Source organism: Klebsiella sp. R445 (assembly GCF_051131755.1).
GTDB classification, from domain to species: Bacteria; Pseudomonadota; Gammaproteobacteria; order Enterobacterales; family Enterobacteriaceae; genus Klebsiella; species Klebsiella lignicola.
Genome location: NZ_CP180446.1, coordinates 3337346 through 3355481, shown reverse-complemented (window position 1 = coordinate 3355481; position 18136 = coordinate 3337346). Strand labels below are relative to the sequence as shown.

20 protein-coding genes are annotated in these 18136 nt (G+C 54.8%); 10 read left to right on the top strand and 10 right to left on the bottom strand.

Annotated elements, in window-relative coordinates; translation table 11 throughout:
- Nucleotides 1-24: 24 nt before the first annotated feature.
- Together ACMYSN_RS15695 and ACMYSN_RS15690 are read right to left on the bottom strand one after the other, a co-directional pair.
- Nucleotides 25-1161 carry an HlyD family secretion protein gene (locus ACMYSN_RS15695; RefSeq protein ID WP_462495419.1) on the bottom strand — a complete coding sequence of 379 codons (1137 nt, stop codon included), beginning with the start codon at nt 1159-1161 and terminating at the stop codon, nt 25-27.
- Between the two features lie 2 nt (nt 1162-1163).
- Nucleotides 1164-1520, bottom strand: a complete 357-nt coding sequence (locus ACMYSN_RS15690; RefSeq protein WP_123757138.1) for a DUF3302 domain-containing protein — start codon at nt 1518-1520, stop codon at nt 1164-1166.
- Nucleotides 1521-1980: 460 nt separating this feature from the next.
- Between ACMYSN_RS15690 and ACMYSN_RS15685 the strand changes: the two genes are divergently transcribed.
- Nucleotides 1981-2469 carry an Hcp family type VI secretion system effector gene (locus tag ACMYSN_RS15685; protein ID WP_462495418.1) on the top strand — a complete coding sequence of 163 codons (489 nt, stop codon included), beginning with the start codon at nt 1981-1983 and terminating at the stop codon, nt 2467-2469.
- Between the two features lie 247 nt (nt 2470-2716).
- Here ACMYSN_RS15685 and ACMYSN_RS15680 read toward each other — a convergent pair whose 3' ends face one another.
- Nucleotides 2717-3067 (bottom strand): tlde1 domain-containing protein, encoded by a 351-nt coding sequence (locus ACMYSN_RS15680; protein WP_462495417.1) that lies wholly within the window; start codon nt 3065-3067, stop codon nt 2717-2719.
- Nucleotides 3064-3246, bottom strand: coding sequence for a hypothetical protein (locus ACMYSN_RS15675; RefSeq protein WP_462495416.1), 183 nt, complete (start codon nt 3244-3246; stop codon nt 3064-3066). Before ACMYSN_RS15675 ends, ACMYSN_RS15680 begins: the two co-directional genes overlap by 4 nt.
- A gap of 719 nt (nt 3247-3965) precedes the next feature.
- Here ACMYSN_RS15675 and ACMYSN_RS15670 point away from each other — a divergent pair.
- The 3 genes from ACMYSN_RS15670 (at nt 3966) to mtlR (ending at nt 7732) form a co-directional block, all read left to right on the top strand.
- Nucleotides 3966-5885: a PTS mannitol transporter subunit IICBA gene (locus ACMYSN_RS15670; RefSeq protein ID WP_462495415.1), complete on the top strand. Its 1920-nt coding sequence runs from the start codon at nt 3966-3968 to the stop codon at nt 5883-5885.
- A 102-nt stretch (nt 5886-5987) separates the two neighbouring features.
- A complete protein-coding gene (mtlD, locus tag ACMYSN_RS15665; RefSeq protein ID WP_462495414.1) occupies nt 5988-7136 on the top strand; it encodes a mannitol-1-phosphate 5-dehydrogenase in 1149 nt (382 codons plus the stop codon).
- Nucleotides 7136-7732, top strand: coding sequence for a mannitol operon repressor MtlR (gene mtlR / locus ACMYSN_RS15660; RefSeq protein ID WP_123757380.1), 597 nt, complete (start codon nt 7136-7138; stop codon nt 7730-7732). The genes mtlD and mtlR overlap by 1 nt, the downstream gene beginning before the upstream one ends.
- On the opposite strand, the gene ACMYSN_RS15655 is transcribed toward mtlR, so the two are convergent.
- Nucleotides 7721-7945 carry a hypothetical protein gene (locus ACMYSN_RS15655; protein WP_123757135.1) on the bottom strand — a complete coding sequence of 75 codons (225 nt, stop codon included), beginning with the start codon at nt 7943-7945 and terminating at the stop codon, nt 7721-7723. The genes mtlR and ACMYSN_RS15655 overlap by 12 nt on opposite strands.
- A 277-nt stretch (nt 7946-8222) precedes the next feature.
- Between ACMYSN_RS15655 and ACMYSN_RS15650 the strand changes: the two genes are divergently transcribed.
- The 5 genes from ACMYSN_RS15650 (at nt 8223) to trmL (ending at nt 13040) form a co-directional block, all read left to right on the top strand.
- Nucleotides 8223-8585: a YibL family ribosome-associated protein gene (locus ACMYSN_RS15650; RefSeq protein WP_123757134.1), complete on the top strand. Its 363-nt coding sequence runs from the start codon at nt 8223-8225 to the stop codon at nt 8583-8585.
- 279 nt (nt 8586-8864) lie between these two features.
- Nucleotides 8865-10520: an L-lactate permease gene (lldP, locus tag ACMYSN_RS15645; RefSeq protein ID WP_462495413.1), complete on the top strand. Its 1656-nt coding sequence runs from the start codon at nt 8865-8867 to the stop codon at nt 10518-10520.
- Nucleotides 10517-11290, top strand: a complete 774-nt coding sequence (gene lldR / locus ACMYSN_RS15640) for a transcriptional regulator LldR (protein WP_123757132.1) — start codon at nt 10517-10519, stop codon at nt 11288-11290. The genes lldP and lldR overlap by 4 nt, the downstream gene beginning before the upstream one ends.
- Entirely contained in the window at nt 11290-12474 is a 1185-nt protein-coding gene (gene lldD, locus ACMYSN_RS15635; RefSeq protein ID WP_123757131.1) for an FMN-dependent L-lactate dehydrogenase LldD, read from the top strand. The genes lldR and lldD overlap by 1 nt, the downstream gene beginning before the upstream one ends.
- A gap of 92 nt (nt 12475-12566) precedes the next feature.
- Entirely contained in the window at nt 12567-13040 is a 474-nt protein-coding gene (gene trmL, locus ACMYSN_RS15630; RefSeq protein ID WP_123757130.1) for a tRNA (uridine(34)/cytosine(34)/5-carboxymethylaminomethyluridine(34)-2'-O)-methyltransferase TrmL, read from the top strand.
- Between the two features lie 63 nt (nt 13041-13103).
- Here trmL and cysE read toward each other — a convergent pair whose 3' ends face one another.
- The 5 genes from cysE to ACMYSN_RS15605 form a co-directional block, all read right to left on the bottom strand.
- Complete coding sequence (gene cysE / locus ACMYSN_RS15625) at nt 13104-13925, bottom strand: serine O-acetyltransferase (protein WP_094326422.1); 822 nt, start codon at nt 13923-13925, stop codon at nt 13104-13106.
- Between the two features lie 80 nt (nt 13926-14005).
- Nucleotides 14006-15022, bottom strand: a complete 1017-nt coding sequence (gene gpsA / locus ACMYSN_RS15620) for an NAD(P)H-dependent glycerol-3-phosphate dehydrogenase (protein WP_174509562.1) — start codon at nt 15020-15022, stop codon at nt 14006-14008.
- The gene (gene secB, locus ACMYSN_RS15615; protein WP_041143201.1) at nt 15022-15489 is read right to left on the bottom strand and encodes a protein-export chaperone SecB; all 468 of its coding nucleotides are present in this window, start codon (nt 15487-15489) and stop codon (nt 15022-15024) included. The genes gpsA and secB overlap by 1 nt, the downstream gene beginning before the upstream one ends.
- A gap of 58 nt (nt 15490-15547) precedes the next feature.
- Nucleotides 15548-15799, bottom strand: a complete 252-nt coding sequence (grxC, locus tag ACMYSN_RS15610; protein ID WP_462495412.1) for a glutaredoxin — start codon at nt 15797-15799, stop codon at nt 15548-15550.
- Nucleotides 15800-15905: 106 nt separating this feature from the next.
- Entirely contained in the window at nt 15906-16337 is a 432-nt protein-coding gene (locus ACMYSN_RS15605; RefSeq protein ID WP_123757126.1) for a rhodanese-like domain-containing protein, read from the bottom strand.
- A 245-nt stretch (nt 16338-16582) separates the two neighbouring features.
- Here ACMYSN_RS15605 and gpmM point away from each other — a divergent pair, with 245 nt between their 5' ends.
- On the top strand, nt 16583-18127 hold the full coding sequence (gpmM, locus tag ACMYSN_RS15600) for a 2,3-bisphosphoglycerate-independent phosphoglycerate mutase (protein WP_462495411.1): 1545 nt from the start codon (nt 16583-16585) through the stop codon (nt 18125-18127).
- The last annotated feature ends 9 nt before the right edge of the window (nt 18128-18136 follow it).

The window sequence follows — 18136 nt, the reverse complement described above, 5'->3', positions numbered from 1 at the left end:
TGCGTCAGTCTGCCGCGGTCGGAATTAATGATCGAGATAGAGGTAGTGCATCCAGCTGGTCATGCGCAGCAGCACTTTCCTCATCACCGAGACATGGCTGAAGTGATCGGAGTAGACCGCCACCTGGGCATAGATGCCATCCGGTAGCGAATCCACGTCGGCGTTGGCATCAAGCTCGATGGTCGCCAGCACGCCATCGGTCCCCGGCAGGATGCTCAGCGACTGCAACGTCCCCTGCGCCTGGTAGGAACCGCCGGGCACGACCGGAAGAATGCTGGTCAGCTTGCCATGAAAAACCTGGCCCGGCAGAGCGTTGAAGACCGCTTCGGCATCATCACCAGGTTTAAGTCGCAGCAACGAGTTCTGGCGGAACTGGGCCACAATCTGACGTTTTTGTTCCGGAATAAAGACCATCACCGGACGCAGCGGCAACGCCGCCGCATAGGTGCCAGGGCGGATCAGCACCTGCGTCACGTAGCCGTTGCTCGGGGCACGAATGACCGTCTGGTCAAGGTTATATTTCGCCTCTGCTAATTGGGCACGCAGGCTGACAACCTGCGACTGTTCGCCGCCCACCGTACTGTCTAACTGGCTCTGAACCTGCGCCTGATCGGCGATCGACGCTTTCACTAACGCATCCTGCGCCAGATAGTTTTGCCGGGCGTTATCGATATCGCTCTCGGAGAACGGATTGACTCTCGCCTGGCTGCCCTTCAGGTAACGCTGATAATCTTTGTAGAGCCGATCGCGCTCGGCGGAAACGCGAACCGTGTTGGCCTGTGCTTCCGAAAGCTGCGCCTTCAGCGTATTAATGCTGTGCATGGCGGTCACCAGGTCAGCCTGCAGCCGATCCACCCGGGCCTGGTAACGCGTCGGGTCGATAGTAAACAGCACCTCGCCTTTGTTAACCCGCTGGTTAGTTTTATCCGTGACGGTACTGACAACACCGGTAACCTGCGGGGTAATCGGAATAGAAATAACCGCTTTTTGCGCCGTAAAGGTATAAGGGTGGTTATAGTTCATTAATAAAATGAGGGCCCCAACCAGAAATATACCGCCCAGCGTTGCCGTAGCCAATGTCCACTGATTAACCGGAATACGGAATATTTTAAACACGGTCCACGCAAGCGCGACATAGGTCAATACAATAAGCAGATCCATGATTAGCGCTCCGGCGTCTCTTTATCTGTGGAGGGGGACACCGCCCCTAGTCGTTTTTCCAGCTCGGCAACACGTTGCGATAGTTGATCAACGCTGGGATCGCGTTCGGGAGGCGGGATATGGGATTTCATTCCCCACCCGCGTTCAGGTTGATAGAGCGTGGCCCAGATCCACAGAAATGGCCAGATAACATGCAGCGTAAACAGGCTCACCCATCCGGCGGTATGGATGGCGTCAGCGTGGGGGTGATTACGTTTTTTAGCCATTAGATATGGAATATCGTGGATCGCGATGATGCCATAGAAAAGAACCAGAAAAACAAAAATCAATACACCCAGTGCAAAGTAGTTGAGAAACATATGTACCTCACTAAATACGATGTCAAATCGTCAATGATTTAAAATGCTAAGCAATCAAATTAATTAATTAAATTAAAGTACAAACAGCGTGTATTTATAATTTAAGGCCGGGGAGTATTGGTTTTCACTATTCTCCTTGCAAGTTTTTAAGCGTGACAAAATATATCTTTAATAACAACATACTTAACTTTACACGTTGAGCTTAAGACAGATCTTTACTTTTTTCCATGTCGGGTTTCGATGATGTTTTTTCATTCAGTTCGTCAGTTGTGGCTGGCGCAAGCGGTAACAGGGGTCAGTTTGGATATAGGAAATTATTGTACGTTTAGCGCATTTTTTGTACAAATCAAGGGGGGTGAGACACCGACATTTTCTGCAAAAAATTGATCGTTTACTCGCCAATCTAAAGATCCTACACTTCCTATGTGGATTTACTAACAACATGAGGAAAAAAGGAAAGATGCCAATTCCAGCGTATTTATGGCTCAAGGATGATGGTGGTGCTGACATCAAAGGCTCAGTGGATGTTCAGGATCGTGATGGGAGTATTGAGATTATCGGTCTATCCCACGGACTCAGCCTGCCGGTTGACAGCGCCAGCGGTAAAATCACCGGCACGCGCCAGCATTCCTCGATGATGATTGAGAAGGAGATCGACAGCTCTTCCCCATACTTTAATCGCGCGGTGGCGACAGGCCAGGCACTGAAAAGCGCTGAGTTCCGTTTCTACCGAATTAATCACGCAGGCCAGGAAGAATGTTACTACAAAATCATCCTGGAGAACGTGAAGGTGACGAGCGTTAATACCTCTATCCCGAACACCAAGCTCTCCAGCTCGCAGATTAATCATGTTGAGAACGTCAGTCTGAATTACGAAAAAATCACCTGGCACTACATGGATGGTAATGTGCAATACGCTGATGCGTGGAACGAGCGCAAGACGGCTTAAAAAAGTGCGCCCCTAGCGGCGCACTTTTCTGACAGTCCACATGGAGAACTGATACCCTACCACCGCGAACGCGAAAGAACCTACCACCCAGGTCAGCACCCATAAATCGTCGAAGTTCTCCTGGCTTGAATACCCATGAACCCATCGTGCGAAACGTTCAGAGGTGTACAGACTGATGAACGACTCAGGGTAGACCAAGCGTGTACCCAGCCAGAACAGCGCCAGAAACCAGATGGTTTTCGCTAGCCTACGGGCAAGTGTTATAGCCATTGTTGACCACCTCGATCATGCCATATGCTTTCAAATCTTTCATGCAGGGCACGTCGATTAGCGTGGTAGCCAGTAAAGCGTTGCGCAGTGTGCGAAACTCGGCATTGCTTACAAGGGTTATGCAGCCGTCAGACAGGACGCCAGGATGCAACCGGAAGTGTTCACGCTTAACACCTTCTATCCAGAGTGTGTCATCGATGTTCCAGTCGTTCGGGTACAGCGCAAACCATTCATCACGGCTAAACTCCGCGCCGCTGGCGTGTTGATTATACGAGTCCTTCACCCAGGCAATAGCCTTTGATATTTTACCGCCACTACCACGACTCACAATCCAGTAGTTTCCTTCAGGAATGGGGCCGTCACCCGCTTTTGTCCCTGAATATTTTCCACATCCCCCCGGTTCTTATAAGCCCCATTACCGGAGAACGCCATAAACGTCCCTACTCCGGGAAAGGAAAGTGGCGCGATATCAGCACCATTCAGTAACATTTTTCCATATAACGCCATACATTAATCCCTCATGTTATTGTGGGCTTAGTTTACAGGGCATGTAGCCATTTTGTAACAAACAAAACGTAATTGATTATTAAGGCGTCGGATTGGGGGGGTGGGTATTTCTGTACGTTAAGCGCATTATTTGACCAACAGATATTTATAACTGATTGATTTGGCTTTAGCGGCTATCGTTTTTAAGTTATCGCTCTTGTGGTATCGCATTTAGGTTATCTGATAAGACAAAATCCACGGGAAACTGCATGTAGCGCAGGAGTACACCCTTTTGCTATAGGTAAGCCTGTTCAAAAAACAGGCTTACCGTACAATAATTCTCTATATCCAAACTGACCCCTAACAGTCAGATGGAATTTGTGGTGGATCACAGTCGGAAAAAACAGCGCACTTTTTATTGTGATTAACATCACATTATCAAAACAAACAACAAACCATATTTCGTGACATATCTCACATTAATTATCCGAAATGGCCTATTTTTGACCTCCTGCATTTTTTTTGCACAGCCATTTTGTGATGAGTATCACTATAAATGACCGTCAAACGCCTATATTCACGTGACGCGGATCACATAAAAAGCCACCAACTGGACAGTTTTACGATTCGGTGCCAAATTCGCTTCATCAAACAGGGTCCGGCGACCTCTGCCGCCATATTAACAACAAGCCTCAGGCTTTTAGCCTACGCGATAAGCTCAACAGAAGAAGGGGTGTTTTATGTCATCCGATATCAAGATCAAGGTGCAAAGCTTTGGTCGTTTCCTCAGCAATATGGTGATGCCCAACATCGGCGCGTTTATCGCGTGGGGTATCATCACCGCACTTTTCATACCAACGGGATGGTTACCAAGCGAAACGCTGGCGAAGTTAGTCGGTCCAATGATCACCTATCTGCTGCCGCTGCTGATTGGTTACACCGGTGGTAAGTTGATTGGCGGTGAGCGCGGTGGCGTGGTTGGTGCCATTACCACCATGGGCGTCATTGTCGGTGCCGATATGCCGATGTTCCTCGGCGCGATGATCGCCGGTCCGCTGGGCGGCTGGGCGATTAAACACTTTGATAGCTGGGTAGACGGTAAGATCAAATCCGGCTTCGAGATGCTGGTCAACAACTTCTCCGCCGGCATTATCGGGATGATCCTCGCCATCCTGGCCTTCCTCGGCATTGGCCCGGCGGTTGAAGTATTGTCCAAAATTCTGGCAGCGGGCGTTAACTTCATGGTTGTCCATGACATGCTGCCGCTGGCATCTATCTTCGTCGAGCCGGCGAAAATCCTGTTCCTGAACAACGCGATTAACCACGGTATCTTCTCACCGCTGGGTATTCAGCAGTCTCACGAACTGGGCAAATCCATCTTCTTCCTGATTGAAGCTAACCCGGGTCCGGGGATGGGCGTCCTGCTGGCCTACATGTTCTTTGGCCGCGGTAGCGCGAAGCAGTCTGCAGGCGGTGCGGCAATCATCCACTTCCTGGGCGGTATCCACGAAATCTACTTCCCGTATGTGCTGATGAACCCGCGTCTGATCCTCGCCGTTATCCTTGGCGGTATGACCGGCGTCTTCACCCTGACTATCCTCAACGGCGGTCTGGTTTCTCCGGCGTCTCCGGGTTCTATCCTGGCGGTACTGGCGATGACCCCGAAAGGTGCCTATTTCGCGAACATCGCAGCGATTGTTGCGGCTATGGCGGTCTCGTTCGTGGTCTCCGCTATCCTGCTGAAAACCAGCAAAGTGAAAGAAGAAGATGATATCGATGCCGCGACCCGTCGCATGCACGATATGAAAGCCGAATCCAAAGGCGCAGCAACGCCGCTGTCTGCCGGGAACGTCGCTAACGACCTGAGCCACGTACGCAAAATCATCGTTGCCTGTGATGCCGGTATGGGTTCCAGCGCCATGGGTGCCGGCGTACTGCGTAAGAAAGTGCAGGATGCGGGACTGAGCGCAATCTCCGTTACCAACTGTGCGATCAACAACCTGCCGCCGGATGTCGACCTGGTGATTACCCACCGTGACCTGACCGAGCGGGCGATGCGTCAGGTGCCGCAGGCCCAGCATATTTCGCTGACCAACTTCCTCGACAGTGGCCTGTATACCAGCCTGACCGAACGTCTGGTTGCCGCGCAGCGCCATGAAGACAACGAAGTGAAAGTACGCGACAGCCTGAAAGACAGCTTTGATGCCAAAGACACCAACCTGTTCAAACTCGGTGCCGATAACATTTTCCTCGGCTGCACAGCGGCAACCAAAGAAGAAGCGATCCTCTTCGCCGGTGAGCAGCTGGTCAAAGGAGGCTACGTTGAGCCGGAGTATGTGCAGGCGATGCTGGACCGTGAAAAACTGACCCCGACCTATCTGGGTGAGTCCATTGCGGTACCGCACGGCACCATTGAAGCCAAAGACCGCGTTCTCAAGACCGGCGTGGTGTTCTGCCAGTATCCGCAGGGCGTCCGCTTCGGTGAAGAAGAAGATGACATTGCCCGTCTGGTCATCGGTATCGCGGCTCGCAACAACGAGCACATCCACGTGATCACCAGCCTGACCAACGCGCTGGATGATGAATCAGTCATTGAACGCCTGACTCATGCCACCAGCGTTGACGAAGTTCTGGCGCTGCTGGCGGGGAATAAAGCGTAATTTAACCCAGGCCCTCTCTTCCTGAACGGGAGAGAGGGTTCCGGTGAGGGACAAGCCTCACCCGAACCCTCTCAGGTAAAAACATTAATGAAGGTTAATACTATGAATGCATTACATTTTGGCGCAGGTAATATCGGACGTGGCTTCATCGGCAAACTGCTGGCTGATGCAGGACTCGCATTAACATTCGCCGATGTGAATCAGGTCGTCCTGGATGCCCTGAATGCCCGTCATAGCTATCAGGTCCATGTTGTCGGCGAAAACGAGCAGGTGGATACCGTTTCCGGCGTCAATGCTATCAGCAGCATCGGCGACGAGGTGGTTGACCTGATTGCCCACGTCGACCTGATCACCACCGCTGTCGGCCCGGTGGTTCTGGAACGCATCGCACCGGCTATCGCGAAGGGGCTGGCACAACGCAAAGCTCAGGGGATCGCCACCCCGCTGAACATCATCGCCTGTGAGAACATGGTGCGCGGCACCACGCAGCTCAAAGGCCACGTGTTTAACGCCCTGGCTGAAGAAGACAAAGCCTGGGTTGAGGCCCACGTCGGGTTTGTCGATTCTGCCGTTGACCGGATTGTGCCGCCGTCCGCCTCCGCAACTCACGATCCGCTGGAAGTGACGGTGGAAACCTTCAGCGAGTGGATCGTCGATAAAACCCAGTTTAAAGGCGCGCTGCCCGAGATCCCAGGAATGGAATTAACCGACAACCTGATGGCATTTGTCGAGCGTAAGCTATTCACCTTAAACACCGGACATGCTATAACCGCCTACCTTGGAAAACTGGCCGGTCACCAGACAATCCGCGACGCGATTCTCGATGAGCGTATTCGCGCGGTGGTCAAAGGGGCCATGGAGGAGAGCGGTGCGGTGCTGATCAAACGCTACGGCTTTGATGCACAGAAGCACGCTGCCTACATCCAGAAAATCCTCGGCCGTTTCGAGAACCCGTACCTGAAAGATGACGTGGAGCGCGTAGGTCGTCAGCCGCTACGTAAACTGAGCGCCGGCGATCGTCTGATCAAACCGCTGCTGGGCACGCTGGAGTATGCACTGCCGCACGTTAATCTGGTGAAAGGGATCGCTGCCGCGATGCACTTCCGTAGCGAAGACGATCCGCAGGCGCAGGAACTGGCTGCGTTGATTGACGAGAAAGGTCCACAGGCTGCACTGGCAGAAATTTCTGGTCTCGATGCAGCAAGCGCCGTGGTAGCGGAGGCCGTTCTCGACTATAACGCGACCAAATGATGCAAGATCTGGCGCGGTATGAACCGCGCCCATTACCACCCCTGTCAGATATGCAGGCAATAATGGAAGAAACACAGGCATTTGAAAACCGCGTGCTTGAGCGTCTGAATGCTGGCAAAACCGTACGAAGCTTCCTGATTGCGGCCGTCGAATTACTCACGGAAGCGGTCAATATTCTGGTGCTTCAGGTTTTCCGCAAAGACGATTACGCGGTGAAATACGCAGTGGAACCGTTGCTGGATGGTGACGGGCCGCTGGGCGACCTTTCTGTACGCCTGAAGCTGATTTACGGCCTTGGGGTGATAAGTCGCGCCGAATACGAAGACGCCGAGCTGCTGATGGCCCTGCGGGAAGAGCTCAATCACGACGGTAATGACTACAGTTTTACCGATGATGAGATTCTTGGGCCGTTTGGCGAACTGCATTGCGTCGCCGCCCTGCCGCCGTTGCCGCTGTTCGATGACAGCGACGATGAGCTGCTGGCAATGCAGAAACTGCGCTACCAGCAGGTTGTGCGTTCAACGATGATGCTGTCTCTGACTGAGCTGATTTCCCGAATCAGCTTAAAAAAAGCCTTCCAGAAATCAACGCTCTGATCCGGACTCTACCTGTTCATCAACAGGCCGGTAAAGCTGCCGGTAGTACTCCAGACGACTCAGATACAGCGCCTCTTTATTCTGCGGAATATCGCGCGGCACGCGCTGTATGCGCGGGGATTTTTTCAGATACTCCATAAATGCCTGGCTTGAAGCCATAAAATCAACCGTCTTGTCGATAATACGCGGTACGCCGTCACCGATTTTTGTCATCATGCCCTCCTCTTTTTCATGGATAAATCTTATAAAGGATCGGATAAAAGCAGGGGGTTGTTTGAGGAAAACGTGCGGTATTACCGACGAACTTCACAGAGATGAAATTCAGGCGAACATTAGTCATAATATTATTTATATTCAAATAATTAAGATTCATCACTTTTGATGCTCGCGCGGAAAAAACGCCGCTTTTTTGATAAATGACTACCCACAATACCCGTCACAGCCCATACTATATGACGTCGAAATCCCTTTATTAATAGATTAAGTCACCATGAAAGAAGTCGAAAAGAATGAAATTAAGCGTTTGAGCGACCGTCTCGACGCCATCCGCCACCAGCAGGCGGACCTGTCTCTGGTTGAAGCGGCGGACAAGTACGCCGAACTGGAAAAAGAAAAAACCACCATCGAAGCTGAGCTCGTTCGCCTGCGCGACGTGCAGGGCCAGAAACTGAGCAAAGAAGCGCAACAGTTGATGAAGCTGCCACATCGCCGCGCGATCACCAAAAAAGAGCAGGCCGATATGGGCAAGCTGAAGAAAAGCGTGCGCGGGCTGGTGATTGTTCATCCGATGACCGCGCTCGGCCGCGAAATGGGCCTCAAAGAGATGACCGGCTTTTCAAAAACCGCGTTCTGATCTTTTGCTCCTGAACATTCCCCCGGTGGCGCTACGCTTACCGGGGCGACCTGATTCCTCCCCCGCATTATTGGCCCTACCAATTATTTCTTAAACCGTCCAGCAGTTCACATATCCATCATTTTTGGTCACAGATATATTGCCTGGCAATAACATTTGGTTAACCATTCGTTGTCGTTAATCCTACAACTGAATTTGGCTGGGCCAATTTTACAAATAATGTGACCTGCAAGGAGCGCAGACTCAGCACCACATTATGATGGCCCGATGGAGACCTGCATGAACCTCTGGCAACAAAACTACGATCCGGCCGGTAATATCTGGATCTCGAGTCTTATCGCATCGCTACCGATTCTGTTTTTCTTTTTTGCCCTGATTAAGCTCAAACTCAAAGGGTACGTCGCGGCAACCTGGACCGTCGCCATTGCACTGTCGGTCGCGCTGCTGTTCTATAAAATGCCGGTCGACCGCGCGCTGACTTCCGTGGTTTACGGCTTCTTTTACGGCCTGTGGCCAATCGCGTGGATTATTATCGCCGCGGTGTTCGTCTATAAGATCTCGGTCAAAACCGGGCAGTTCGACATTATTCGCTCGTCGATTCTCTCGATTACCCCTGACCAGCGTCTGCAGATGCTGATTGTCGGCTTCTCCTTCGGGGCATTCCTGGAAGGGGCCGCGGGCTTTGGCGCCCCGGTGGCAATTACCGCCGCGCTGCTGGTTGGCCTGGGCTTTAACCCGCTGTATGCCGCCGGGCTGTGCCTGATCGTCAACACCGCGCCGGTCGCCTTCGGAGCGATGGGGATCCCGATTCTGGTTGCCGGTCAGGTGACCGGAATTGATAGCTTCGCCATCGGCCAGATGGTGGGTCGCCAGCTGCCGTTCCTGACCATTATCGTGCTGTTCTGGATTATGGCGATTATGGACGGCTGGCGCGGCATCAAAGAGACCTGGCCGGCCGTTATGGTCGCCGGTGGCTCTTTCGCTATCGCCCAGTATCTCAGCTCCAACTTCCTCGGGCCGGAACTACCGGATATCATCTCCTCGCTGGTGTCGCTGGTCTGTCTGACCCTGTTCCTCAAACGCTGGCAGCCGGTGCGTATTTTCCGCTTCGGCGATATGGGCGCGGCACAGGTCGATCAAACGCTGGCCCGCACCCACTACAGCGCCGGACAGGTGGTTCGCGCCTGGTCGCCCTTCCTGTTCCTGACCGCCACCGTGACCTTATGGAGCATCCCGCCGTTTAAAGCCCTGTTCGCCCCCGGCGGCGCGATGTATGACTTCGTCATCAATATCTCCGTACCGTTCCTCGATAAGATGGTCGCCCGCATGCCGCCGGTAGTCAGCGCAGAGACCCCTTACGCGGCGGTGTATAAGTTCGACTGGCTGTCCGCCACCGGCACCGCCATCCTGTTCGCAGCGCTGCTTTCCATTGTCTGGCTGCGCATGAAGCCAAAAGATGCACTGGTCACCTTTGGCAGCACGCTGAAAGAGCTGGCGCTGCCGATTTACTCCATCGGTATGGTGCTGGCGTTCGCCTTTATCTCTAACTATTCCGGGCTCTCTTCGACGCTGGCGCTGGCCCTGGCGCATACCGGACACGCGTTTACCTTCTTCTCGCCGTTCCTCGGCTGGCTGGGGGTATTCCTGACCGGTTCGGATACCTCATCTAACGCCCTGTTCGCCGCGCTGCAGGCCACCGCAGCCCAGCAAATCGGCGTCTCCGATATCCTGCTGGTCGCGGCTAACACCACCGGCGGCGTCACCGGCAAGATGATTTCACCGCAGTCCATCGCCATCGCCTGTGCGGCGGTCGGCCTGGTGGGTAAAGAATCAGACCTGTTCCGCTTCACGGTGAAACACAGCCTGATCTTTACCTGTATGGTTGGCATCATCACCACGCTGCAGGCCTATGTATTAACCTGGATGATCCCATGATAGTGATGCCCCGGCGCCTTGCAGACGATGTGGCTCGTCGTGTGCGAGCGCTGATTGAAGAACAACATCTGGAGGCGGGCATGCGATTGCCCGCCGAGCGCCAGCTGGCCGCACAGCTTGGCGTTTCACGTAACTCACTGCGTGAAGCGCTGGCGATGCTGGTCAACGAAGGTCTGCTTGTCAGCCGCCGCGGCGGTGGGACCTTCCTGCGCTGGCAGCATGAGGCGTGGTCGGAACAGAACATCGTCCAGCCACTGAAAACCTTGCTCGCCGACGACCCCGATTACAGCTTTGATATTCTGGAAGCCCGCCACGCCATTGAAGCCAGCACCGCCTGGCATGCGGCGCTGCGGGCAACCGATGCCGAAAAAGAGCGTATTCGCCTGTGCTTTGAAGCCACCCAGAGCGAAGACCCGGACCTCGCCTCGCAGGCTGACGTCCGCTTCCACCTGGCGATTGCCGAAGCCTCACATAACGTTGTGCTGCTGCAAACCATGCGCGGCTTTTTCGACCTCTTACAATCCTCGGTCAAGCAAAGCCGCCAGCGGATGTACCTCGTTCCGCCGGTATTCGCCCGCCTCACCGAGCAGCACCAGGCCGTGATGGAGGCCATTTTCGCCGGTGACGCCGAAGGCGCACGGCAGGCGATGATGGCGCATCTCGGCTTTGTCCACGCCACGATTAAACACTTTGATGAAGACCAGGCCCGCCAGGCACGAATTACCCGCCTGCCCGGTGACCATAATGAAAATGCCAGGGAGAACCCGTGATGATTATTTCAGCCGCCAGCGACTATCGCGCCGCCGCCCAGCGGATCCTGCCGCCGTTTCTGTTCCATTACATCGACGGCGGTGCCTATGCCGAACACACGCTGCGCCGCAACGTTGAAGACCTCTCCGACGTGGCGTTACGCCAGCGGATACTGAAGAACATGTCGGATCTGAGCCTGGAGACCTCGCTGTTCAAAGAGACCCTCTCCATGCCGGTTGCGCTGGCGCCGGTCGGGCTGTGCGGCATGTACGCGCGTCGCGGTGAAGTGCAGGCGGCAGGGGCGGCGGACGATAAAGGCATTCCGTTTACCCTCTCCACCGTTTCGGTCTGCCCGATCGAAGAGGTTGCGCCAACCATTAAGCGCCCGATGTGGTTCCAGCTGTACGTACTACGCGACCGTGGCTTTATGCGTAACGCGCTGGAGCGTGCCAAAGCTGCAGGATGTTCAACCCTGGTGTTTACCGTGGATATGCCGACGCCTGGCGCGCGCTATCGTGATGCCCATTCCGGCATGAGCGGCCCGAATGCCGCCATGCGCCGCTACTGGCAGGCGATGACCCATCCGCAGTGGGCATGGGACGTCGGCTTAAATGGTCGCCCGCACGACCTCGGGAATATCTCGACCTATCTGGGCAAACCGACCGGTCTTGAGGACTATATTGGCTGGCTGGCGAATAACTTCGATCCGTCGATTTCGTGGAAGGACCTCGAGTGGATCCGCGAGTTCTGGGACGGCCCGATGGTGATCAAAGGGATCCTCGACCCGGAAGATGCGCGCGACGCGGTGCGCTTCGGCGCCGACGGGATTGTGGTCTCCAACCACGGCGGCCGCCAGCTCGACGGCGTCCTCTCCTCCGCCCGCGCCCTGCCGGCTATTGCCGATGCGGTAAAAGGCGACATCACGATCCTTGCCGATAGCGGTATCCGCAACGGCCTTGATGTGGTGCGGATGATTGCGCTGGGTGCCGATAGCGTACTGCTGGGCCGCGCCTATCTGTACGCCCTGGCCACCCACGGCAAGCAAGGGGTCGCCAATCTGCTGAACCTGATTGAGAAAGAGATGAAGGTGGCGATGACCCTGACCGGGGCGAAGAGCATCGGCGAAATCAGCCGTGATTCGCTGGTGCAGAGCGCCGACGCGCTCCAGACCTTCGCGGCCCTCAAGCAGGGTAACGCGGCGTAATCTGCCCGCCCGGCGCGCCCGCAGGGGTGAGCGCCGGGCAAATATCTGCTATTCTGCCCCCCGCGATCAAGAGCCTAATGAGACAGGGCAGCATGCTGAACATTGTATTATTCGAACCAGAAATCCCGCCGAATACCGGCAATATTATCCGCCTGTGTGCCAACACCGGCTTTCGCCTGCATATCATCGAGCCGATGGGATTCACCTGGGATGATAAGCGCCTGCGCCGCGCCGGGCTGGATTACCATGAGTTCACCGCCGTTCAGCGTCATCACGATTATCACGCTTTTGTGGAAAGCGCGAAGCCGCAGCGCCTGTTTGCCCTGACCACCAAAGGTACGCCGGCCCACAGCGCGGTCAGCTATCAAGAGGGTGATTTTTTGATGTTTGGCCCGGAAACGCGCGGCCTGCCGGCCAGCATTCTTGATGCTCTGCCCGCAGAGCAGAAAATCCGCATCCCGATGATGCCGGACAGCCGCAGCATGAACCTGTCAAACGCCGTGTCGGTAGTGGTATATGAGGCGTGGCGCCAGCTGGGATATGCTGGCGCAGTATTGCGTAGTTGAGTCCCGGACAGCGCTCGGTTTTATAGCCCGGATAGATGCGCAGCATCGCCTCCGGGAAATCAATCAAATCCCGTCGCCGTATTCGAAAGTATGGTGTATCCCGTTGAAGTGCTGGTCCATATCCATCGCCGGTTTGTCGCTCTCCGGCTTCCCGACGATACGCGCCGGCACGCCCGCCGCGGTGGTGTGCGGCGGCACTGGCTGAAGCACCACAGAGCCGGCGCCAATTTTCGCGCCGCGCCCGACTTCAATATTGCCGAGGATCTTCGCCCCGGCGCCAATCATGACCCCTTCGCGAATTTTCGGATGACGGTCACCGCTGGTTTTACCGGTACCGCCCAGGGTTACGGACTGCAGAATGGAGACGTCGTCTTCAATCACCGCCGTTTCGCCGACAACAATGCCGGTGGCATGATCGAGCATAATCCCGCGGCCAATTTTAGCCGCCGGGTGGATATCGACCTGGAACGAGACCGACACCTGGTTTTGCAGGAAAATCGCCAGCGCGCGACGCCCCTGCGCCCACAGCCAGTGACCAATACGATAGGCCTGCAGCGCGTGGAAGCCTTTCAGGTACAGCAGCGGGGTTGAATATTTATCGACTGCCGGGTCTCGGGTGCGCACGGCCTGAATGTCACAGGCGGCGGAGGCAATCATTTCCGGGTCAGCGGCATAGGCCTCTTCCACCACTTCGCGAATGGCGATGGCAGGCATAATCGGTGATGCCAGCTTATTGGCCAGCATATAGCTCAGGGCGCTGCCCAGATTTTCGTGCTTGAGTAGCGTTGCGTGGTAAAAACTGGCGAGCATCGGCTCACAGTCAGCTAAAGCCCGAGCTTCGGCTTTAATATTATTCCAGACGATATCCAGTTCTTCACACGGCATTGCTGACTCCAGACGATATAATAATGACCGGCCAGTTCTATGCTGGCCGGGTCATTCAGGTGATCCAGGTTCCATCGCAGTTAGTTGCTACGCTCGTCCTTGCGTGCACGACCTAATAAGCTCAATGCTGCCTCGCGCGCGTTTTTTCCGCAATACAATACCTGATAAATTTGCTCAGTTATTGGCATTTCGACACCTAAACGCTGTGCCAGAACGCGAACTTCCTTGGTATTGCGATAACCTTCTACCACCTGGCCAATCGTATCCTGTGCGCCTTGTACATCCATGCCCTGACCGAGCATCATGCCAAAGCGACGGTTACGCGACTGGTTATCGGTGCAGGTCAGCACCAGATCGCCGAGTCCCGCCATGCCCATAAAGGTTTCCGGGTCTGCGCCCAGCGCGGCGCCGAGACGAGACATTTCCACCAGGCCACGGGTAATCAGCGCGGTACGCGCATTGGCGCCAAAGCCGATGCCGTCAGACATCCCGGCGCCAATAGCGATGACGTTTTTCACCGCGCCACCAAGCTGCACGCCGATAAAGTCCGGGTTGATATATACCCGGAAGCTTTTGCCGCAGTGCAGCAGGCGTTGCAGATCGTCAGCAAACTGCGGATCCGTTGCGGCCAGCGAAATGGCCGTCGGCAGCCCCGCCGCCAGTTCTTTGGCGAAGGTCGGGCCAGAAATGACCGCCAGCGGGATAGTGTCGCCCAGCGCTTCGCGCGCGACATCCTGCAGTAAACGGCCGGTTTCCGCCTCAAGCCCTTTGGTCGCCCAGACCAGGCGCGCATCAGAGCGCATCAGCGGTTTAATCTGACGCAGGACCTGGCCAAAGACATGGCTCGGCACCACCACCAGAATGTCACGGCTGGCGGCCAGTGCGGCAGCAAGGTCGCTTTCAAGATGCAGCGTGTCAGGGAACGGAACGTCAGGGAGGAACGCCGCGTTGCAGCGATCGTGCTGCAGCGTCGCGATATGTTTCGGGTCATGGCCCCAGAGTACGACATCGTGGCCATTTCTTGCCAGGGTGATGGCAAGAGCGGTGCCGTAAGAGCCGGCACCGATCACAGTCATTGCAGCATTAAGTGCGTTCATCAGGCATCCTGATGTTGTTCGGCACCTTCGCCAGCCTGCTGCTGCAGATAGTTCATAAACAGCGCATCAAAGTTCACTGGTGCAAGGTTCAGTTGCGGGAAGGTACCGCGAGAAACCAGGCTGGTGATGCACTCACGCGCATACGGGAACAGGATGTTCGGGCAGTATGCACCGAGGCAATGTGCCATCTGGTTGCCGTCAATGCCTTCGATGGAGAAAATACCGCCCTGCTGTACTTCGCACAGGAATGCAGTTTCTTCGCCCAGCGCGGCGGTTACGGTCACACGCAGCACCACTTCATAAACGCCTTCAGCCAGCTGGCTGGAAGCGGTATCCAGATCAAGTTTAACCTCTGGCTGCCAGTCTTTCTGGAAAACTTGCGGCGCGTTCGGCGCTTCAAAGGAGATATCCTTGGTATAAATACGTTGGATCTGGAACGTCATTTCGGTGCTGTTTTGTTCTGACATAGTAAAACCCTTTCGTGTTGTCCTTAAATACGTCTATCCGAGGTGGATGGACGCAAAATTAGCGCAGCAGGGGATCAAGTCCACCACCTGAATCAAGCGCATACAAGTCGTCACAGCCGCCAATGTGCTGTTCATCAATAAAAATCTGCGGAACCGTCGTCCGACCACTGCGCTGGATCATCTCTTCACGCTTTGCGGCATTGCCATCGATCGGCAGTTCATTGAAGGTTACGCCTTTGCTGTTCAGCAGCGCTTTAGCACGCACGCAGAACGGACAGGTCGCTTTGGTATAGATATCAATATTGGCCATGACTTCACTCCTGTTTTTACCCTGAGGATTTTACGCCGCAGACAAGGCACCCCCGGCGGTTCAGCACAATGGGGGACCCGGTCACGCCATAAAGACGCGGGGTAAATTATTTGCCGCGTACCAGCGGAAGGTTCTCGCCGCTCCAGCCAGCGATGCCTTCTTTCAGTACAAAGACTTTCTCGAATCCGGCTTTATTCAGCGAGCTGGCTGGATCTTGAGCCTGCATACCGGAACCGTCTACCACTATAATGGGTTGTGCTTTGTGCTTTTCCAACTCACCCACGTTATTTGCCTTGATATCGCTCGGCAGCAGGTTGATGGAGCCAGCAATATGGCCTTTACGGAAATCGTCACGCTGACGCAGGTCGACGACAACGGCATCTTCTTTGTTGATTAGGCGCGTCGCTTCACCACGGGTAATGACTTTAACTTTCGACATCAGCCCTTTAAAGGTGGTGAACAGCACCGCCACCAGCAGCGCGATCCACGCGATGCTCAGGACGGGATGACGGCCGACGAATTGCATAATTTCTTGCATGGGGGGTTACAACTCCCGACTAAGTGATAAAAAAACCAGGGAAGGAGTATACCTGTGCATTGCGGCAAATACAGCCAGTGAGCGCGATGTAATGCATTTTCTGCGGTCCGTCACGAAAAAATAATCGCCGCGTGACTTTCGTTGACGATTGCCGCTCTCTTTCTTTGATCTTTTACGGTGCTTTGATCGATTCAGCTGTAGTAAAATTACGCAAATTTTCTGTCTTTGAGCATGAGGTTGTCGCAATGTCGAATTCTAAAAAGCCAATGGTACTGGTCATTCTTGATGGCTATGGCTATCGTGAAGACCAGCAGGATAACGCGATTTATAGCGCGAAAACCCCCGTCATGGACGCATTGTGGGCCAAACGTCCCCATACGCTGATTGACGCTTCGGGTCTGGAAGTCGGTCTGCCGGACCGCCAGATGGGTAACTCTGAAGTGGGTCACGTAAACCTCGGCGCCGGTCGTATCGTGTATCAGGATCTGACCCGTCTCGATGTCGAAATTAAAGAACGTACCTTCTTTGCTAACCCGGTGCTGACCACCGCGGTCGATAAAGCCGTTGCTGCCGGTAAAGCGGTGCACATCATGGGCCTGATGTCTGCTGGCGGCGTTCACAGCCACGAAGACCACATCATGGCGATGGTGGAACTGGCCGCAGAGCGCGGTGCAGAAAAAATCTACCTGCACGCTTTCCTTGATGGCCGCGATACCCCACCGCGCAGCGCTGAAAACTCCCTGGCCAAATTTGAAGAAAAATTTGCGGCCCTGGGTAAAGGCCGTGTGGCCTCTATCATTGGCCGCTACTACGCGATGGACCGTGACAACCGTTGGGATCGCGTTGAACAGGCGTATGACCTGATGACCCTGGCGAAAGGCGAGTTCCAGGCAGACAGCGCAGTAGCCGGTCTGCAGGCCGCTTACGCCCGTGATGAAAATGACGAATTCGTTAAAGCGACCGTGATCCGTGCTGAAGGCCAGGCCGATGCCGCCATGGAAGATGGCGATGCGCTGATCTTCATGAACTTCCGTGCCGACCGTGCGCGTGAGATCACCCGCGCCTTCGTGAACGCCGATTTCGACGGCTTCGCCCGTAAGAAAACCGTCAAACTCGACTTCGTGATGCTGACCGAATACGCCGCTGACATCAAAGTCGCCTGCGCCTATCCGCCTGCTTCATTGGCCAACACCTTCGGCGAGTGGATGGCGAAGAACGACAAAACCCAGCTGCGTATCTCCGAAACGGAGAAATATGCGCATGTGACCTTCTTCTTCAACGGCGGTGTCGAAGAGCCGTTCCAGGGCGAAGAGCGCATTCTGATCAACTCCCCGAAAGTGGCGACCTACGATCTGCAACCGGAAATGAGCTCTGCCGAGCTGACCGAAAAACTGGTTGGCGCCATCAAGGGCGGTCAGTATGACACCATCATCTGTAACTACCCGAACGGCGATATGGTCGGTCATACCGGGGTAATGGAAGCGGCGATTAAAGCCGTTGAAACCCTGGATAACTGCATCGAGCAGGTCACCAAAGCGGTAGAATCCGTCGGCGGCCAGCTGCTGATTACCGCCGATCATGGTAACGCAGAACAGATGCGCGATCCGGCAACCGGTCAGGCCCATACGGCTCACACCAACCTGCCGGTTCCGCTGATCTACGTTGGCGATAAAAACGTCAAAGTGGCTGAAGGTGGCAAGCTTTCCGATATCGCGCCAACCATGTTGTCGCTCATGGGAATGGAAATCCCGCAAGAGATGACTGGCAAGCCGCTGTTCATCGTGGAATAATCCTTCCCC